This window comes from Microcoleus sp. T3_B1, assembly GCF_036700445.1.
In the GTDB taxonomy this organism is placed as follows: Bacteria; Cyanobacteriota; Cyanobacteriia; order Cyanobacteriales; family Microcoleaceae; genus Microcoleus.
In genome coordinates this window covers 93,424-111,641 of the sequence record NZ_JAUBOX010000014.1, presented here as the reverse complement: position 1 = coordinate 111,641, position 18,218 = coordinate 93,424, and the positions used below count along the sequence as shown (strand labels likewise).

General features: G+C 45.6%; 22 protein-coding genes. 13 read left to right on the top strand and 9 right to left on the bottom strand.

The genetic code is table 11. The annotated features are described in order from the left end of the window. The first annotated feature begins 6 nt into the window (after positions 1-6). The 3 genes from QT990_RS10575 to QT990_RS10565 are packed head-to-tail and all read left to right on the top strand — an operon-like array spanning position 7 to position 916. Entirely contained in the window at positions 7-240 is a 234-nt protein-coding gene (locus QT990_RS10575; protein ID WP_424405108.1) for a DUF433 domain-containing protein, read from the top strand. Continuing rightward, positions 237-599: a DUF5615 family PIN-like protein gene (locus QT990_RS10570; RefSeq protein WP_333141537.1), complete on the top strand. Its 363-nt coding sequence runs from the start codon at positions 237-239 to the stop codon at positions 597-599. The genes QT990_RS10575 and QT990_RS10570 overlap by 4 nt, the downstream gene beginning before the upstream one ends. Before the next feature lie 56 nt (positions 600-655). Then, positions 656-916, top strand: coding sequence for a DUF4926 domain-containing protein (locus QT990_RS10565; RefSeq protein WP_333141539.1), 261 nt, complete (start codon positions 656-658; stop codon positions 914-916). Between the two features lie 214 nt (positions 917-1,130). Here QT990_RS10565 and QT990_RS10560 read toward each other — a convergent pair whose 3' ends face one another. The 6 genes from QT990_RS10560 to QT990_RS10535 form a co-directional block, all read right to left on the bottom strand. Then, a complete protein-coding gene (locus QT990_RS10560; protein WP_332991898.1) occupies positions 1,131-1,508 on the bottom strand; it encodes a type II toxin-antitoxin system PemK/MazF family toxin in 378 nt (125 codons plus the stop codon). After that, positions 1,492-2,172, bottom strand: a complete 681-nt coding sequence (locus tag QT990_RS10555; RefSeq protein ID WP_333141542.1) for a DUF433 domain-containing protein — start codon at positions 2,170-2,172, stop codon at positions 1,492-1,494. The genes QT990_RS10560 and QT990_RS10555 overlap by 17 nt, the downstream gene beginning before the upstream one ends. A 92-nt stretch (positions 2,173-2,264) precedes the next feature. After that, a complete protein-coding gene (locus QT990_RS10550) occupies positions 2,265-2,615 on the bottom strand; it encodes a hypothetical protein (RefSeq protein ID WP_333465218.1) in 351 nt (116 codons plus the stop codon). 586 nt (positions 2,616-3,201) lie between these two features. Further along, positions 3,202-3,726 carry a hypothetical protein gene (locus QT990_RS10545; protein WP_333465217.1) on the bottom strand — a complete coding sequence of 175 codons (525 nt, stop codon included), beginning with the start codon at positions 3,724-3,726 and terminating at the stop codon, positions 3,202-3,204. After that, positions 3,719-4,162 carry a hypothetical protein gene (locus QT990_RS10540; protein ID WP_333141548.1) on the bottom strand — a complete coding sequence of 148 codons (444 nt, stop codon included), beginning with the start codon at positions 4,160-4,162 and terminating at the stop codon, positions 3,719-3,721. Before QT990_RS10540 ends, QT990_RS10545 begins: the two co-directional genes overlap by 8 nt. Positions 4,163-4,267: 105 nt before the next feature. After that, positions 4,268-5,194: an aldo/keto reductase gene (locus QT990_RS10535; RefSeq protein ID WP_333141550.1), complete on the bottom strand. Its 927-nt coding sequence runs from the start codon at positions 5,192-5,194 to the stop codon at positions 4,268-4,270. 309 nt (positions 5,195-5,503) lie between these two features. Between QT990_RS10535 and QT990_RS10530 the strand changes: the two genes are divergently transcribed. The 5 genes from QT990_RS10530 (at position 5,504) to QT990_RS10510 (ending at position 12,560) form a co-directional block, all read left to right on the top strand. Then, positions 5,504-6,643, top strand: coding sequence for a DegT/DnrJ/EryC1/StrS family aminotransferase (locus QT990_RS10530; protein WP_333465216.1), 1,140 nt, complete (start codon positions 5,504-5,506; stop codon positions 6,641-6,643). Positions 6,644-6,792: 149 nt separating this feature from the next. Beyond that, on the top strand, positions 6,793-7,668 hold the full coding sequence (crtB, locus tag QT990_RS10525; protein ID WP_333465223.1) for a cyanoexosortase B: 876 nt from the start codon (positions 6,793-6,795) through the stop codon (positions 7,666-7,668). Next, positions 7,668-8,387: a cyanoexosortase B system-associated protein gene (locus QT990_RS10520; protein ID WP_333300338.1), complete on the top strand. Its 720-nt coding sequence runs from the start codon at positions 7,668-7,670 to the stop codon at positions 8,385-8,387. Before crtB ends, QT990_RS10520 begins: the two co-directional genes overlap by 1 nt. A gap of 129 nt (positions 8,388-8,516) precedes the next feature. After that, the gene (locus QT990_RS10515) at positions 8,517-10,094 is read left to right on the top strand and encodes a polysaccharide biosynthesis/export family protein (protein ID WP_333141556.1); all 1,578 of its coding nucleotides are present in this window, start codon (positions 8,517-8,519) and stop codon (positions 10,092-10,094) included. Between the two features lie 180 nt (positions 10,095-10,274). Then, positions 10,275-12,560, top strand: a complete 2,286-nt coding sequence (locus QT990_RS10510) for an AAA family ATPase (RefSeq protein ID WP_333465215.1) — start codon at positions 10,275-10,277, stop codon at positions 12,558-12,560. A gap of 463 nt (positions 12,561-13,023) precedes the next feature. On the opposite strand, the gene QT990_RS10505 is transcribed toward QT990_RS10510, so the two are convergent. Further along, positions 13,024-13,302, bottom strand: coding sequence for a hypothetical protein (locus QT990_RS10505; RefSeq protein WP_333300336.1), 279 nt, complete (start codon positions 13,300-13,302; stop codon positions 13,024-13,026). 445 nt (positions 13,303-13,747) lie between these two features. Here QT990_RS10505 and lpdA point away from each other — a divergent pair, with 445 nt between their 5' ends. The 3 genes from lpdA (at position 13,748) to QT990_RS10490 (ending at position 16,540) form a co-directional block, all read left to right on the top strand. Continuing rightward, positions 13,748-15,184, top strand: a complete 1,437-nt coding sequence (lpdA, locus tag QT990_RS10500) for a dihydrolipoyl dehydrogenase (RefSeq protein WP_333141562.1) — start codon at positions 13,748-13,750, stop codon at positions 15,182-15,184. Between the two features lie 286 nt (positions 15,185-15,470). Next, positions 15,471-15,962: a DUF4365 domain-containing protein gene (locus QT990_RS10495; protein ID WP_333141564.1), complete on the top strand. Its 492-nt coding sequence runs from the start codon at positions 15,471-15,473 to the stop codon at positions 15,960-15,962. Beyond that, a complete protein-coding gene (locus QT990_RS10490; RefSeq protein WP_333141567.1) occupies positions 15,959-16,540 on the top strand; it encodes a hypothetical protein in 582 nt (193 codons plus the stop codon). Before QT990_RS10495 ends, QT990_RS10490 begins: the two co-directional genes overlap by 4 nt. Positions 16,541-16,544: 4 nt before the next feature. Here the strand turns inward: QT990_RS10490 and QT990_RS10485 are convergent, their stop codons facing one another. Then, entirely contained in the window at positions 16,545-16,904 is a 360-nt protein-coding gene (locus QT990_RS10485) for a nucleotidyltransferase domain-containing protein (protein WP_333141569.1), read from the bottom strand. A gap of 89 nt (positions 16,905-16,993) precedes the next feature. On the opposite strand from QT990_RS10485, the gene QT990_RS10480 reads away from it, so the two are divergent. Continuing rightward, a complete protein-coding gene (locus tag QT990_RS10480; RefSeq protein ID WP_333141572.1) occupies positions 16,994-17,317 on the top strand; it encodes a hypothetical protein in 324 nt (107 codons plus the stop codon). Between the two features lie 16 nt (positions 17,318-17,333). Further along, positions 17,334-17,723 carry an SCO4402 family protein gene (locus QT990_RS10475; protein ID WP_333141574.1) on the top strand — a complete coding sequence of 130 codons (390 nt, stop codon included), beginning with the start codon at positions 17,334-17,336 and terminating at the stop codon, positions 17,721-17,723. A gap of 43 nt (positions 17,724-17,766) precedes the next feature. Here QT990_RS10475 and QT990_RS10470 read toward each other — a convergent pair whose 3' ends face one another. Then, positions 17,767-18,207, bottom strand: coding sequence for a hypothetical protein (locus QT990_RS10470; RefSeq protein ID WP_333306614.1), 441 nt, complete (start codon positions 18,205-18,207; stop codon positions 17,767-17,769). Positions 18,208-18,218 lie beyond the last annotated feature (11 nt).

Genomic DNA, 18,218 nt, shown 5'->3' with positions numbered 1-18,218 from the left:
GAGGATATGATGTTCGATCGCATTACCTTCGATCCAAAAATTATGGGAGGAAGAGCTTGCATTCGAGGAATGCGAATTACTGTTTCTTTGGTAGTGAGTTTAGTAGCAAATGGGATGAGTGTAGAGGAAATTTTGGCAGCTTATCCTTATTTGGAAGCTGAGGATATTAAAGCTAGTCTCCAGTATGCGGCATTTTTGACGAACGAGCAAATTCGTCCATTTAGCGGGACTCCAGCATGAAATTTTTGGCAGACATGGGTGTGTCTCCTGTAACGGTGCTTGCACTGCGCCAGCAGGGATATAATGCTGTACACTTAAATGAGCAAGGATTGGAGCGTTTGCCCGATTCTGAGATCCTGGAAAAAGCACGCCAAGAGCAACGAATTGTTTTAACTTTTGACCTGGATTTTGGCGAGCTTTTGGCTATCAGTTCTCAATCTCTTCCAAGTGTGATTATTTTTAGACTGCAAACCACTATTCCAGTGTTTGTTAGTGCTAGATTGCTGGCTGTTTTGTCAGAGTGCGGTGAAGATTTGGAAACAGGTGCGATTGTGACAGTGGAAGATAATCGTTATCGAGTACGGCGACTTCCTATTTAGAGTAGGAAAGTGCGATCGTATTCAGCATTTGTGCAATAAACGGTTGGGAGACAGCAATGAGCAAGTTTCAATTATTCGATGCAGTTAATTTAACCGAAGCAGTCGCCCTCGCTGATGGCGAGATTGCACCGCCACAAACAGCCGGGGCAATTGTTGAGGTTTTCAAGAATGGTGAAGCTTATTTAGTAGAATTATTTGGGGGATGGGTGAAAGCAGAAGTTGGCGGGGATTTTGTTCCTGCAACTCAGGATGAACCGGGCGCATTTATAGAAACGATTGGTGTTGAAACAGTTTATCCGCATCAGTTGCAATTATAAGACTTACGCATGAGGTTCAGAAACCGGGTTTTTTACGAAAATACTTCGTTGCGGTGCGAAGATTCGCTAAAAACCCGGTTTCTTTGGGCTGAAGTCTGCGACTTTGCCGAGTTTTTAGAGGAAAAACAGCAAAAAGTACGCGCGTGCGAAGCTATCCCGTAGGGAATCGTATTAAGCATCTGCGCGATAAACGGTTAGGTAATGAAGGGATAATTTAAAAGCTGAACATTAGCTTGAGTCCATTTGCGATCGGCTGATACTCTTCTGCGGTTAAATCTCCTCGGTAGCCCAAAACACGCTTTATGTCCACAGCGCGTATTTGATCCAGCAACACTGTAGAGTCATAGCGTATGTTTCCCATTCCAGCCTGAAGCTGCGGATATAGCGTTGAGTTTCGTGCCGCCCAATCTCCTTGTTGTGTCGTCAAGGGAACGACTATTACCAACGAAAACCGCGTTATTCCTGTGACATTTGGCAAAGCTACAATTACCGCAGGTCGAGTGTTTTCCTGTTCGCGACCGGGGGGAATTTGAGCGGGGAAGTTAACTAGCACCACGGCCCTCACCTGCAAAAAATTAGGTAGCTGACTCACAAATTTTCTCTACCTTTTTATTGCCAATGTCGATCGGATTTGTTTCTTGAATTCGCCATTTAGCATAGGCGATAACTTCTTTAAAGTCTGCTTCTTCAAGTTCTGGATAAGTTTGGCGTATTTCTGCTGTCGAATAGTGAGACGCCATCATTGAGATGATAGTTTCAACAGTTATGGGTAAGTTGCGAATGCAAGGTTTTCCCGCCATGAATTCTGAATCGCAGGTAATTCTAGTAAATGGCTGGATATCTTCTTTACTATTCGTTGCACTTTCATTGTCCAGAATTACTATTCCAACTCCCGGAATAAAACGCACAGGCTTTGTGCCTTCGAGGGGGTCTACATCTCCCCAATCATAGGGGGGAATTTCATTATCGACGAGGTAAAGTTGACGCCAAGGCGATTTTGCCAATGCTTCCTCGGAAATGTCAGGAAAAAATATTAGCACTTCTGCGATGCCAACGGGAAAACCATTGAGTTTGCTCAAGCCCTCTATAATGGCGGCTAGGACGGATAAGTCTAGGTGGCTGAGGTTTTCGGCTTTTTCGATCAGTTGGTATACGGTTTCAGGATTGAGTGTTTCGCCCACAGCTTCGACTAAGTTTTCGGGGGTGAAACCTCGACATTTCAAGTATTCGGCTAGTTGTAAGCGAATTGTACTCATGGGTTTAGTTGAGAAAGATTTTAGGGTCAAGTGCGATCACCTTTTACCATTTTCCTATTTTCAGGGATGAATGGAAAGGGCGATCGTACTTTCTATGAGATTCCTAGTCTATCCGTAACATATTCGCGATCGTGACAATCTGCGTTTGATGAACCATCGTTATCCCAGTGATTTGGCTGCCAATCACGTTCGCGCCTCAAGTCATCTATTTCTTGTTGCTGTTCAAGGACTTTTTGCTCAAAGGATTGGATAGTTTTATCCTTAGCTTTGATAGTTTTATCCTTTGCTTCGTTTTCCTCAAGCAGACTGCGGTTCCACTCCGCCAAAGCGCGGTTCGACTTCGCCAAAGCGCGGTTCGACTCCGCCAAAACAGAGAGGGTTTTCTTAGTCCGCTGAAGGTTGGTGTACAACGACTCGCATTGTGGAGTATAATTAGGGGACATATATTTCAAAAGTTACGTTGACTTGTGGTGGTCTGAAGTTGAGATGTCAAACCACAGTGAGTTCGCTAGCTAAAGCAAGGCCTCTGTCTGAATCGTTACTTCAGGCGGGCCTTTTCCGTATCAGATATGATTTGCTATTGCAAAAACTACAAGACATTAAAGCGTTGTCTTTCTTACACTTGGGAATGTGAGGAAGTTTTGTTTGAGCTTGTATTTTAAGAATATATGATGTGGGGTTAGTTGTCAAGCGAGCAATAAGACCGTTTGTTTTCTTTATTACGGAGATTTAAACATCCGATTGCCGACATTCGATGCCGCTTTAATCTAATACGCTGGAATAACCGCATATACGGGGCTATGGGTAAAGTGGATGCCAACTCAACCTCAATTTGCCGACATCCGATGCCGCTTTAATCTAATACGCTTGAATAGCGCAGTCTACCGCGCTATGGGTAAAATGGAGGCCAAATCCACCTCAATATCTATTAAGAATTGAGCGCCGATTGAATCGCTCGCGGGCAGACATGGTAATGGGTTTCAGGAATATATAAAAAAGGTCGATCGCCCAAAACACCACCAAAACCAACTACTTACTCAATACCGCAGCATCCGTACTGCTAGCAAAAGCCGGACTAATAAATTCCTCCTTCTCTTCCAACGTGATGTAACCCTTATCTACAGCTAGCTGCATCACTTCCTGAAGAAAACCTCTGAGCACATCTAATACGTGAGTGCGATCGAACTCAAAATGCTTTTCCCAGCCCGAAGTTCCAAACTTGCTCAAAGTACAGCTAATGCGATCGTCCGTAGGTAGCAACGTAATAATAAACCAACTCTCAGAAAAAGTTATTACTATTTTTTGACCTTGTGATAGCTTAGCAATTTCTTTGGGAAAGTTACTTTCAATCATCATACAAATATCGGGATCTAAAAATACCTCTTTTTGAGCGTCACCTATTTCTATAAAAACTTTATGGTTGTGTTCAAAGCAGAAACATCGCCATCCCATTTCAAAATCAGAAAGCTCCCCTAATGGATCTTCTGGAGGATCTGCCCAGTCTTCTAAGAAACGTTCTGCTAGTTGAAAATTAAATTTATGACTGCTATTCATGGCTGCTACTCCTATTTAATTGTCGCAGACTGACACCCTCAGCTATAGGATAACCACTATTGAGAGTTCCATCAAAATCCCTTTGAATAAAAGCGCGAGTGACGTTTTGAGTTATCCTTAGATCGGGATGGTAAACTCTACCTATAGGACGATGAAAATCAATAATGTATTCTCCTCGATATTTGGGTACTAATTGCTCGGCTACGATCCAATCCTCCGCATTTAGCCATTGTCCTTGGTCATCGTTAGTGCTTGCTGCTCTTCCGATCAATCTGTTGGCTTTCAGTTTAGGCCCATGATGGCGAGCAATATGATCGTAGGCTTTCATTGATTTAGAATTGTTCCACTGCGGTTCGGTTCCGCTACCTGTCCATTCACAACCGCTCCCAACTTCTCTGCTTGAATCTATTATAAACTGTTCGACAATTTCTGCCACTTCTCTATTTTATTGATTTGGACAACATACATGATATTAGAAAAGTGGTAAGTTGGGCGAAGTGAAACGTAGGGTTCGTTACCTCAACCCAACCTACTAATAAACTTAGGGTGTCGGATTCGGATACTTAGCGTGCACCGCATTGATTTCCGCTATGATATCCTTATCCAAATTTACCTCCAAACTACCGATATTTTCCTCCAACTGTTCGAGGCTGGTTGCACCGATAATAGTGCTAGTTACAAAAGGGCGCGATCGCACATAAGCCAAAGCCATCTGCGCCGGACTTATCCCATGTTTACCCGCAATCTCAACATACGCTTTCACCGCATCATTCAGATTAGTTTTATCGTAACGCTGACCGAATCCAGCGAATAAAGCCAACCTAGAATTTTCCGGAATTCCATTCAAGTATTTACCCGTTAACAAGCCAAATCCCAAAGGACTATAAGCCATCAATCCCACATTCTTAAAACGGCAAGTTTCTGCTAAATTTAGGTGAAAAGTCCGATTGCTCAAACTGAAAGCATTCTGAATCGAAACAACTTTCGGCAACCCGTGTTTTTCCGCCAACGTGCAAAACTCGCAAACTCCCCAAGGCGTCTCGTTACTCAAACCCAAATAGCGGATTTTCCCAGCTTTAATTAAGCCAGCAAATACCTCTAACTGTTCCAAAATCGGTACAGTTTCGTGCTCTTGGGCGATGTCGTAATCCGGCGCACCAAATAGCGGGACGTAGCGATCGGGCCAGTGGATCTGATAGAGGTCGATGTAGTCAGTTTGCAAGCGCTTCAGGCTGTCATTCAGGGCTTTTTGGACATTTGGGCGATCGATCTGATTTTTCCCTTCCCGAATCCACTTTAATCGAGTGCTTCTGCCCGCCACTTTAGTCGCTATAATGACCTTATCCCGCTGCTGTTTCGCCAACCACTCGCCGATATATTCCTCTGTTTTCCCCTGAGTTTCCGCCTTTCCAGGGACAGGATACATTTCGGCCGTATCGATAAAGTTGATTCCTCTATCGATCGCCAAATCGAGCTGTTAGGCCGCTTCTGCAACCGTGTTCTGCTGGCCGTAAGTCATCGTACCAAAACAGATTTCAGATACTGATAAATCGCTGTCGCCGAGTTTTTTGTATTCCATGATTTCGCTTGCTGGAAAATTATCTGATTCTATATTACAGAAAAACCTAGATTTAATTGACAACTCCAGAAAAGTGCGCGAGGCTTTCTCCTCTCTTCCTCTTTTCCTCTGCGCTCTCTGCGCCCTCTGCGGTAAAAAAGAAATTAAAAGATATCCGCACCTAAATGTTAATATAAATAATTCGTATCCCTCTGATGTATGAGTAACCGCCAGCCCAAAGTTCCCTTTGTAAATCTCTCCCTGCAACACCAACCAATCCAATCCCAAATAGCAGAAGCTATGGGAAAAATAATCCAGGAAGGAGACTTTATTTTAGGCCAAGCACTCACCGAATTTGAAACAGCATTTGCAGCAGCTTCTGGAGTAAAATACGGCGTAGGAGTGGCTTGCGGAACAGATGCGATCGCTCTGGGACTCCAAGCTTGCGGCATTAATCCGGGCGACGAAATTATCATACCCGCTAACACTTTTATCGCCACCGCGATCGCCGTCCTCGAAGCCAAAGCTATACCTATTCTTGTAGATTGTGACCCGGAAACCGCCCTGATTGACCTCACAGCAGCCGAAACAGCAGTTACCTCGAAAACTAAAGCAGTTATCCCCGTACACCTCTACGGTCAAATGGTATCGCCAGGGCAGCTTTTAGATTTTGCGAAGCGCCACGATTTAATCATATTTGAAGATGCCGCCCAAGCGCATCTAGCTTCCAGAGAAGGATACCGCGCCGGTGCCATTGGGAAAGCAGCAGCATTCAGCTTTTATCCCAGCAAAAACCTCGGTTCTTTTGGCGACGGCGGGATGTTAATTACTAACGATGCAGAGCTCGCAGACAAAATGCGAACTCTCCGCAATTACGGAGCACCCAGCAAATATTTGCACACAGAAATTGGTAGCAACAGCCGCCTTGACAATTTGCAAGCCGCCGTGCTCAATGTTAAATTGCCTTACTTAGAAAAATGGAATCGCGATCGCACCGACGCTGCTCAACACTACAATACTCTATTAGCACCATTGAAACACAAAGGCATTGTACCGATCGCCAACCACAGCAGCAGCGGTCACATTTATCACCTCTATGTTATCCAAATTACTGAGAAAAGCTCGATCGACCGCAACACCCTTCAGGACAAACTCGCTCAACACGGCATTCAAACAGGTATACACTATCCCATACCTTGTCACCTGCAACCCGCCTACCAAAACTTAGGCAATCCGGGCGACTTCCCCCATGCAGAAACCCTGTGCCAACAAATTTTATCATTGCCAATGTATCCCGGATTGAGCAATACTCAGATCGAGCAAGTTGTTCGGGCGATCGTACTATCATTGAATTGCTAATTGTTCATCAAACTAATGCTGCAGGTGCTTCAAGCAGTAGGGTGCGGTTCTCAAAGCGTTTTTGTGGCGAATTAACAAATCTTTAACTGACAGTTCAAAACCCCAAAGCGTTGCGAATCCAGCGCGGCAATCTTAAAACTTCTCAAACCATGCACATCCAGCGCAAAATTCGCATTGTTTTCAAGCGATACCTCCTGGGGGAAAGTATCACGGTGCTCCTAGTGCTGCTGTACGCCCCCCTGCTAGTACATTGGTACGACGGCTGGTTGAACAAAAGCATCAGCCTCGAACACGAATATTTCAGCCACGGACTAATTGGTTTGCCCTACGCAGCTTATATTGCTTGGACGAACCGAAAGTGCTGGCGCAGCTTACCCAACTCACCGCATCCTTTGGGAGGCTTTTTGCTGGTACTAGCCACGCTTTTTTATCTGAGTCGCTTGAGCGATTTAGTAAATTTATCCCTGCCCGTAATGCTGGCCAGCATTTGCTTATCTTTAAAAGGAATTCCCGGCTTGCAATTGCAGGCGATGCCGCTTTTATTCGTATTTCTGGCCTCGCCCAACCACATTCCTTACCTCATAGAACCCTACGCCTTGCCGTTGCAGCAATTCATTGCTGAAGCATCAGGCTGGATATTAATTAAGGTTGGTATCAACGTCAGAGTGGAAGAAATTTATCTGTACGTGAACGAGCGCATTGTAGAAGTTGCTCCGCACTGTGCAGGCTTAAAAATGCTGTTTACCAGTCTTTACGTCAGCTTAATTCTGCTGGATTGGACGGGAGTTTGGAACTCTCGCAAAAAAAGCCTTTTGTTTTTAGTGATTACATCCATTATTAGCATCAGTTCCAACATTTTTCGCAATACTTTGCTAACTTACTTTCACGGAACCGACAGAGAGGCGCTTTTTACTTGGCTACACGCCGGATGGGGCGGAGATTTGTATTCTGCTTGTATACTAGGGTTATTGGTACTTGTCCTCAACGGGATGGAAAAGTATTTCCCAAGTCAGTCTGGCAATTAATGAAACAGATGATTTCAGCACAGAAACTACTGCGGCGGTATCAATTATCTAAAATTATGGTACTGGTGTTTTTGCTGGTATTAGTTGGGGCAGTAGCAATTCCCGGCTACGCGACGGGAAGGTGGCCTTGGACGAACCCGCCAACCCTTGCCAACCTCAAGCAATTAAGAAGTGTGCGCCAAAACGGGATAAAAATTCCTGGGTGGCAGGTTATAGCCGTTCAGAATAACGTCCAAATTGGCGCTCACAGATGGTTAGTTCAAGAAATTAAAAATGATCGAACAATTGCCCTTTTATTGCTGTTGCCTCAAAATTACGCCAAAAACCAGCCCCAAGTGGAATGGCTAGATATCGATGGATTTCACCGGTGGCAAACCGATTCTCATCGCACTTTGAGGTTTACAGTTAAATTAGCACCAATACCCGGCCAGCCACCGCCTACTGTCGAGGCGAGGTTTTTCCGAAGCTGGACTCCCCAACAAACTTTTGCTGTCGTGCAGTGGTACGCTTGGCCTAATGGGGGTTCTCCAACAACCAGTCGCTGGTTTTGGGAAGACAGCATTGCTAGACTGTCTAACCGCCGCGCCTCTTGGGTTGCTGTCAGTATCATCCTTCCCATTCAACCGCAGGGCGACATTAAGATAGCTCAACCATTGCTGGAATCTCTTGCCGAAAGTGTCCAGGCTAAATTAATTACAGAAACTTTTCGGTTTCAGTAAGCAGGTAGGTGTAAATAAATCAGCCTAGGGCGTGGGCGAGTTTTGCCAAAATCAACTGCTTCCTAGTAAATATCTGGGTTCAACCCGCCCTGAAAAGATATTATTGTTTTTTCGCGCTACTCTATTTAGATGAAACTTACAAGTCAGGTCATTATTCAAAATATTACTTTTTTAAATACTCTGAAAATGCGGGAAAAATCCACTATTAAAAATCGCCTCGCTTTTTCCTTGGCAGGTCTGTATTCAACTGCTTGGACTCTATCTTTTGCTGCTGTATTATGGGGTTTTAATAGCAAAAATTTTTCGCAAACGGCTTTAGCTCAATCTGTTGTTCCAAGAGACGAGCGACTCGTGGCGCCACCGCCATTGCGTGTACCGCCACCGCCGCCTGCCAATTTCAACCGGGATATTAACCCAGCTTTTCGGAATCGGCCCTACCGCCTGGGCCCGGGAGACCAGATTTCTGTTCAAGTTCAGCGCTTCCCAGAGCTAGGTTTTACGGGTGCAATCAGCCCTGAAGGGGTAATTGTACTGCCGCTAATCGGAACAGTAAATGTGCGTGGTCTTACCGTCGAAGAATCACAGCAGCGCCTCCGGGAGCGCTTTGGCCAATTTATCAAAAATCCTCAAGTCTCGGCTGCTTTGCTGGTTCAGCGCCCGGTAGTGGTGACGGTGACGGGGGAAGTGGCCAGACCGGGTTTTTATCCACTGCAAACCCCCCAGCTTCCTGCGGCTCTGGCGGCTGCTGCTGGGACTAATCCTACGGCCCAACTGCGAGGGGTGCGGGTGCGGCGGACTCTGCCGTCCGGTGATGTCGCGGAGCAAGTTGTTGATATTTTGACACCGTTGCAAACTGGTATTGCTCCACCGGATTTGCGTTTGGAAGATGGAGATGCGATCGTCGTACCGTATAAACAGGTTACGCCCGATCGCAAATCCGATCAAGATTTAGCATCGAGGTACAGCCTCGCTGCGGCTGCTGTCCCCGTCCAAGTCACTGTCACCGGAGAAGTCAGCAAACCTGGTTTTTACACGCTTCCGGCGGGTTCTGGTCGAATTTCGGCTGCTTTGGTGACTGCGGGGGGAGTCACGGGAAAAGCCGATTTGCGGGAGGTGCGAGTGCGGCGGACGCTAATGGACGGCTCGTCTGTGGAGGAACCAATCGACCTCTACACTCCCCTAGCAAACGGTAAAGATTTGTTCGATTTTCCTTTGGCATCGGGAGATGTGATTGTCATCCCGGAATTGGACGCTAGTACGAAAAACCTAGACTACGATAAAGCTCTGGTTTCGCGGTCTACTCTGATTAAGCCCAGGATCTACGTTCGAGTTTTGAGTTACGCTAGTGGTGGTTTGACCTCGTTCTACGTTGAAAATGGCAGCAGGTTTTTGGATGCTCTCAACAACTTGCCTGTTAATCTTGCTGACTTGCGGAAAATAGCCCTGATTCGGTTCGACGAAAAGCAAGGTAGAACAATCAACCGTTCGATAGATGCTAAAGCTGCTTTGGAGGGCAATGTTTCTCAGAACCCGATGCTCGAAGATAATGATGTGATTGTGATTGGTAGGAATTTGGTAGAGCGCATTGGTTATGTACTCAACACTTTTACTCGACCATTTCGCGATACTTTGGGATTTATTCTGTTCTTTGAGCAGTTGAGAAATGGGGTAACAGATTTGTTCGGCCCGTCACGTAATGATAGGTAGTCATACTATTTTCGATTTTTGATTTTCGATTTTCGATTTGAGATGGGGAATGACTTATGCGATATGGGTTTTAATCACAGACCGAAAGTTCTAAGGTTTTTGGGGGATTTGTAGAATTAGTCCGCAATCATTAGTTATCGTTAACAATCTAAAATCTAAAATCTAAAATCTAAAATCGTCATGACTTTATCCGTTGTTAAACGTTATTTAATTGCTTTCGACCAATACAAGTGGGTGGGACTGGCTACTCTCGCGGTGACTGTGGGCGTGTCGGGAGTAGTAGCCCTGCAGCCAAAGCCTGCGCCAGTTTACGTTGCAATAGGTACGCTGGCCTACGACAGACCGAGCGTGATTTTTTCATCTACTACTACTAAAATTCAACAGGAAGGACAAGAAATAACTAAAGATATGCTGCTGAATAAAATGGTGGTTGAACCAGCAGCAAAAAAACTCATAAAAGCAGAAAAAAAAATCAGCCAAAAAGAAGAGGGAACAGAAATAGAAGTTTTGACGGACAAGCTGGTAAAAGACGTGCAGATCAAGATGCCCAGTAAGAATAATGACCCCAGCGCTTTGATTCAAGTATTGTACAAAAATGGCGATCGCCAAAAAGCAGAAGCGGTAGTAAAGACGCTGATGTACGAAATGGTGGAACACAGCAAAAGTATTAATACTTCTAGACTGCGTGACACGATCGCCCAAATTAACAAGCGTTTGCCGAAAGTAACGCAGGAACTCAGAGACACGGAAGCAAAACTTGAAGCCTACGAAAAACGAGAAGGAACTTCAATTTTAGCAGCTCAGAGCGGTGCTTTGCCGCTAGCGATTACCAGCAGCCAACAGCAGCAGCGGCAACTCCGCGTGCAGTTGGGAGGAATTGAAGCTCAAATTAATAGTTTGCAGGATCGCTTGGGATTGAATGTGGAGCAAGCTTACGTCGCTCAAGCACTCTCTGCCGATCCAATTATTGCCCAACTGCGAGTGCAATTGTTTTCGATCGAATCTCAGCTCAAAATTCTCCGCAGCGACTTGCAGGAGGAACACCCGAAAATTGTAGAATTGCTCAAACAAAAACAAGCTTTTGAGCAGCAGTTGCAGCAGAGGCAATCTGAGGTACTCGGCGGTAACGGGGTGGCGGCCCCGCTCAGAAGTGCTGATCGAATTCGGGTAGACTCTTCTTTAGATCCGGCCAGACAGCAGTTAGCTCAAACTTTGATTGCTTTGCAAACGCAGCGGGATACGGTGCAACAGCAACTCCAAGGAATCGAGAAAACTGAACAGCTATTGCGTCGGGAACACGCGACAATCCCCAACAAGCAGTTAGAACAAGCGCGGTTAGCCCAGCAAGTGGGGTTCAAAAAAGCTCTCTACGACAAGATGCAGTCGGCTTTGGTAGATGCTGAGGCGGCGGTAGTTGAGACAACGGGGAGTTTGAGAATAGCCCAATTGCCCCAAACTGATGACGTTGAGTCAAACAAGAGAGGTTTGCCCGTGATGCTGGCGGTGGGCGGCTTTGTGGGATTCCTGCTGGGCGGGGGCTTGATATTTTTGTTGGGGATGCTCAACGGCAAGTTTTATAGTTGGGAAGAAGTGCGGGCGGCATTGGTGGAAAAAGAAGTGCCGATACTGGGAGTTTTGCCTGAAGTGACGGTGTTTGATTCTTACGGCGATGAAATAATGCCACTCGCCTTGGAGGCAAATTCTCCCTATTTGGAATTTTACGAGCGGTTGCGTACTAATTTGCGCCGGATCGGGAACAAACCGGTGAAGGTGGTGTTGCTGACTTCGGCGGCGCCTTTGGAGGGGAAAAGTTTTAGTGCTTACAATTTGGCAATTGCATCGGCTCGATCGGGTAAACGGACTTTGTTAATTGAAGCAGATTTGCGATCGCCTTCTAACGTTGAATCTTTGAAAATTTCTGCTGATCCTCTGGCGACTGTGGAACCTTTGCACTATTACGGCAATATTAGCGAGTGCGTTCTTTTGGTTCCAGAGGTAGAGAACCTATACGTCGTGCCGAGTCCCGGCTTTTTGCGGCAAGCCTCCGCCGTACTAGAATCAAGCGAAATGCGGAGATTGTTTGAGGATGTTCGCAACCGCTTTGATTTTGTGGTTGTGGATTCTCCGGCTTTGAGCGAGTGCAACGACGCGCTGACGCTGGAACCGTACACGGACGGTATGATTTTGGTGGCGCGGCCTGGTTACACTTTGTCTAGTATGTTGTCTGAGGCTGCAGATCAGTTGCTGGAATCTGAGGATGAGGATTCGCATAAATCTGGGCCGCGGCTGTTGGGAGCTATTATTAACGGTGCTGATATTCCGGTGAAGTTCCGCAATGATATTGATATTGATGAATTGGAGTGGCCTTTGAGTGCGATCGGCGATCGTGCGATCGAAGTGCGATCGAGGCAATTACCGCAGCACTCAAAGCCTAAAAACAAGGCTATTAATAGTAAATTGAGATGATTTATCTGGCTTGATTCTTGTAAAGCAATCCTCAACGAAATATGAATATATTGTAGGCTGCGACATAAGCAGCTTAAGCTGAAAGCACTGTTAACAGCCCGTCGATTTGAGATTTTAGATTGATATCAATTCCGGTGGCATTGGAATGATTAAACCGCAGAGGACACAGAGAACACAGAGTCAGAGAACAGAGAGATGAATCATTTCTATGCTATTAGATTTGAGATTTGAGATTTGAGATTGATATCAATTCTGGTTGCTTTGGCCTGATTAAACCGCAGAGAACACAGAGAACACAGAGTCAGAGAACAGAGAGATGAATAATTTCTATGCTACCGAATTTGAAATTAAAAATTGACTCCACAGATTCATCTGGGAGGGTAAACATTAATCTAAAATTTTTCACTTGTCAACCGTCAACAGTCAACAGTCAACAGTCATTACTTGAAAATGTGTCATCGCACTATTGATTGGATTCCGGGCGTTTCTGGTGTTTGCTCTGGATAAACTGTTCCAAATCGGCGATCGCATCTTCAAAATCCGACAAATTAATTTTCGCAGGTCTAGTCTTCTTCGGCAAACTCGAAGACTGACTCGAAGACTTAGCCGGAAGCGGTGGAGATTTAGGTTGTGCAGCTTGAGTGCTGTTGGACTCTATAGAATCGAACAATTCATCCAGGGACTCAAAAAATGATTGAGCCGAGGCCCGGCGTAAATCTTTCTGGTCGTCGTCATCCGTCATAAGCCACTCCATAGGGTCTAAAATTTGCCAACAAACTCTGTCCGCCCCGGCGCGTGCAGATATTAGACATGAAAACCGACTAAAACAAGCAGGAGGACAGAATTTAACCGGGCGATGGGAATGCCTGTGGCTGAACTTGCTGCCCCATATAAAACCTGCCGCGGGCATTGTCAGCCTTCAAACTATATTTAACTGTACACCCGCCTACTGAGTGATTTGAGACTTTGTGTAGACCCAGCTCAAAATCCTTGACCCTGAAAAAATCTCAGTTAGGGCTCTTTCGTTGTCTAATTAACCCTAGTCTAGTCGAGAATAAGGAAACAGGACTTATGCAACTATTACCGCTGTTCAAGGGTTGCGATGGCAACGCGCCACCCCGAAAGGACCCAGAGACGGTGTTTTTTGCTTGAGTCCTAAGATTTCACAGGCATTAGGAGATTTTAAGGTGACTCAGGGATTTGATTACGATTTAGCAATTATCGGCGCTGGCGTGGGCGGACACGGCGCGGCCATACACGCGGTTAGCTGCGGGCTGAAAGTGGCAATTATCGAAGCAGGGGACATGGGGGGGACTTGCGTCAACCGCGGCTGCATTCCCTCGAAGGCGCTCTTGGCGGCTTCCGGGCGCGTGCGAGATTTGCGGAATGCCCACCACCTGAAGACTTTGGGCATTCAGTTGGGGAGTGTGGATTTCGATCGCGGGGCGATCGCCAATCACGCTAATACTATTGTTAGCAAACTTCGTGGCGACTTGACCAACAGCCTCAAACGTTTGAACGTCGATGTCATCCAAGGTTGGGGCAAAATTGCCAGTGCTCAAAAAATTACCGTGGAAACCGATAAAGGCGAGAAAACTATTACCGCCAAGGATATTATTCTCGCTCCCGGTTCGATTCCCTTCGTCCCCCCTGGGATAGAAATTGACGGCAAAACAGTATTTACCAGCGACGATGCTGTCAGGTTGGAATCGCTACCGAAGTGGATCGCAATTATTGGCAGTGGCTATATCGGTTTGGAGTTTTCGGATATTTACACGGCCCTGGGCTGCGAAATTACGATGATTGAGGCTCTAGACCAATTGATGCCGACTTTTGACCCGGATATTGCTAAGTTAGCAGAACGAGTGTTAATTGCACCCCGCGATATTGAAACAAAAGTAGGTGTTTTGGCGAAGAAGATTACTCCTGGTTCGCCGGTGATTATTGAATTAGCTGATTTCAAAACTAAGGAAGTTGTCGAAGTTTTGGAAGTAGATGCTTGTTTGGTAGCAACTGGCCGAGTTCCGGTAAGCAAGAATTTGGGGTTAGAAACTGTTGGCGTGGAAACGATGCGCGGTTATATCCCAGTTAACGATAAGATGCAGGTTTTGGCGGCGGGAGAACCGGTGCAAAATTTGTGGGCGATCGGCGATGTTAATGGCAAGATGATGTTAGCGCATTCTGCGTCGGCTCAGGGAATTGCTGCGGTGGAAAATATTTGCGGCCGTGCCCGCGAAGTTGACTATTTGAGTATCCCGGCGGCGGCGTTTACTCACCCGGAAATTAGCTATGTGGGGATGACTGAACCTGCGGCGAAGGAGTTAGGAAAAACAGAAGGGTTTGAGGTCGGTTCTGTCAAGAGTTATTTTAAGGGAAATTCTAAGGCTATTGCGGAGGGTGAAACCGACGGTATGGCTAAGGTGATTTACCGGAAAGATACTGGGGAGTTGTTGGGAGTTCACATTTTCGGTTTGCACGCTGCGGATTTGATTCAGGAGGCGGCAAATGCGATCGCCCAGCGCGATTCTGTGAACACTTTAGCATTCCGAGTGCACACTCACCCGACGCTTTCGGAAGTGTTGGATGAGGCTTTTAAACGGGCGGCTGGAGCGGGTAGTCATTAATTTGTAGGGGCTGTGTCTCGATTAGTGTCAACTTAAGTCTAAACCCTTGAGAAAACTCGTTCGCATTCCAGTCTAGATCCCCCTAAATCCCCCTTAAGAAGGGGGACTTTGAAATCCATTTCACCCCTTTTTAAAAGGGGCTTGAATGCTCTTGTCCCCCCCTTGTTAAGGGGGGCTAGGGGGGATCGAAAGCCTATCGGAGCAACAAAGGACTGGTACTATGTTTGACCTGTTTGTTGACACCAATGTGCGATCGTGGCCGCCCGTTTTTGAGAATTGTGTTTAAATGGAACTGAATCAACGCAAAGAATTATTTAGCAAGGCTTATGTCCGTGCTGTGGCGGCAGTCGCCGGCTGTTCTGTAGATCAACCTGAAAATGATTATGATAGCGTGGATCTCTGTATCAAGGCGATCGGCAGCGATCCAATGCAACCGCACCGCCTGGAATTGCAGTTAAAATGTACTTCAAGAGATGTACTCGATGCTCAATCTGTGCGATATCCGCTCAATGTCAAAAATTACAACGACTTGAGAGTCACTGCCTTTATTCCCCGGCTGCTGGTTGTCGTTTTAGTACCGGAAAATATAGGGGAATGGATACAACAGTCAGAACAGGAAATGTTGCTTAGACATTGTGCCTATTGGGTATCGCTGCGGGGAATGCCTGAAACTAGAAATACAAATCGCATTACTGTTGAATTGCCCCGCCGGAATCACTTTACTCCACAGGCTCTTGAGTCAATTATGCAGCGTATTAGCAAAGGAGGTTTCCCATGAAAGTAACTGTACGGGATTTGGAAGTTTTCAAAAGTTTAGATGTGAATGTAATTATAGCATATTTACAAAAAAATGGCTGGCACGAACACAGCCGAATTTACGACAATAAAGGAGCGATTTGGGTCAAAAAAAATGATGCAGGAGATGTGTTTGATATCGGGCTACCTTTGACAAGGGAGTTTGCGGATTATCCAGCTCGGATGGGAGATGCTATCAAGACGCTGGAAGTGTCAGAAAATAGTTCTCAATTAGAGATTTTAAGCGATTTAATTACTTCGTTAGACAATACTGAGATTCAGGGATTTGTTGTGAAAGTCGATCGCGAAGATGGGGCAGAAATCGCTAAGGTGGTGATGATGGGGTTTGTGGTGAACAAGCTGCGGAAAATCTATCTTGAGATCGCAGAAATTGATTGTAATTTAGCACTGAAAGCTTATCAGGAGAGAATTCCTGTCACTTGCACGGGTGATTTGCTCAAAGTAGGTGGATATTTTGCGATGAAAAATCTGCACGATTTTGCTTTGATGGCAGAGGAAGCTAAAATAGATGAAAGTACGCGCGGCGTAGCTATCCCGTAGGGAATTACGCGTATTTAAGGCGGCGGTAGAGTGCCGATCGTAAAGCTATTCCCTCTTTGCGAATGTTCCTCAATAAAGGCCCGTTGTAATGTATAAATCGCTGTTCGTCCATAAACAGACAGCTAATGACTTCATCATTTTGGAGCGACAAATCGGCTCGAATGTGACTGGTTCTTTTAATTTCTTCGCCTGGGTTTACTTGCCCTTTGAGGACGACTAAAATATCAATGTCAGAGTCGGGGCGTGCATCGCCTCTGGCTTGGGAACCGTAGAGCACCATTGTGACAAGGCGGCTGTCGTAAAGTTGCTCGAAGTGCGATCGTAATTGCATCAGTATGTTTTTAAGCTTATCGTTGATGTTCATATTTTTTGTTGTAAATGATTGGAGGGCGATATATCCTCTGTGCTAAAATTGGTGTCTAGGAACAGGATTAAGCATAAACCAGGTGCGAGGTGATTTCAAGTCAAGATTGGACATTTCCAGAAGCAGCCAGCCAGAAAATACCCGAATCCTGGGGCGATGCACAGCCAAACAAAAAGAAACCAGGTTGGCGGTGGCAATATCCAACAAATCAGGGAAATGGTGTAAGGATTGACAAAGGGGATGCAGATAGCAGTTTTCCTTCTCAGCAGGTAGACCACGTTATTCTTAGAAAAGACGGTCAAGTTATCGGTAAACATGGTCAGCCGATCGCAGGTAGCATCAAAAATAATCCCACAGAAGCCCACATCCCTTTAGATGAATGGTTGCAATGGTCAACCTGGTACGCACCTTAGTAAAGGAGAAAGTTGTATGGTAAAGTATCCGAAAATGAGAGAGGAGTTATTAGAAACTCTCCGCAGTTTGGCAGATAGAGAATATCAACATAAAGTTTGGTTAGAAAGAGATTATCCGCCAGAAATTAAGTACGACTGTTTTGATGAGGTGGTTCATTTTCTTTACGACGATACTGTGTTGGCAGAAAACCCATATCTGGCAATTGGAGCAATTATTGAAGATGAAAAAGAAGCCCGTTTGATGTCAGCAGTTTGTCAGGCTATAGACTTAGTATTTGAGGCGTTGGGGACAGGAGTTTCTGATGAGGAGTATATTAAATCTTGTGAGTGGACAAAGGTAGTTGAGGCTGCATTGAGAGCGTTGCAGGCGATGGAAATTCAATCGCAGCAAGCGGTTAAGATTTAAGTGAGAGTGCGATTCCCTACGGGATAGCTACGGTTTACGCACTTTAGGCAGAATGCTGCAAATCTGGCTGAATTTTGGCAACCACAAAAGGGGATTCGAGATCGATCGACCAGTTTTCATCAATCACTTTTAGATTGGTATCTAAAATCAGAGTCAGTTCGCCAATTTCATCATCCCCATCATCGCTAACCAGGTTGTTTTCGCCACCAGATAAATCGGCTTTGAGTAAAAATTTAAGTTTAATCCAGTGAGAAGTGGAATGCTTGTTGATAATATTTGTCCCTATCGAGCGACCGATCAACTCAGCACAGATTGGATGAATGAAAGCTATCTCTTCATAAAACTTATTACTATCCCAATAACCGCGTATTTTGTAATTACAGGATTCTAAATGTTTTATGATGAGGTGATTCAGGGCGATCGGTGCTAAGAGTTGAGCAAGTTCATCCCAAATTTGGTGATTTGTCACAGTTACTGCATTCATCAGCTTAATTC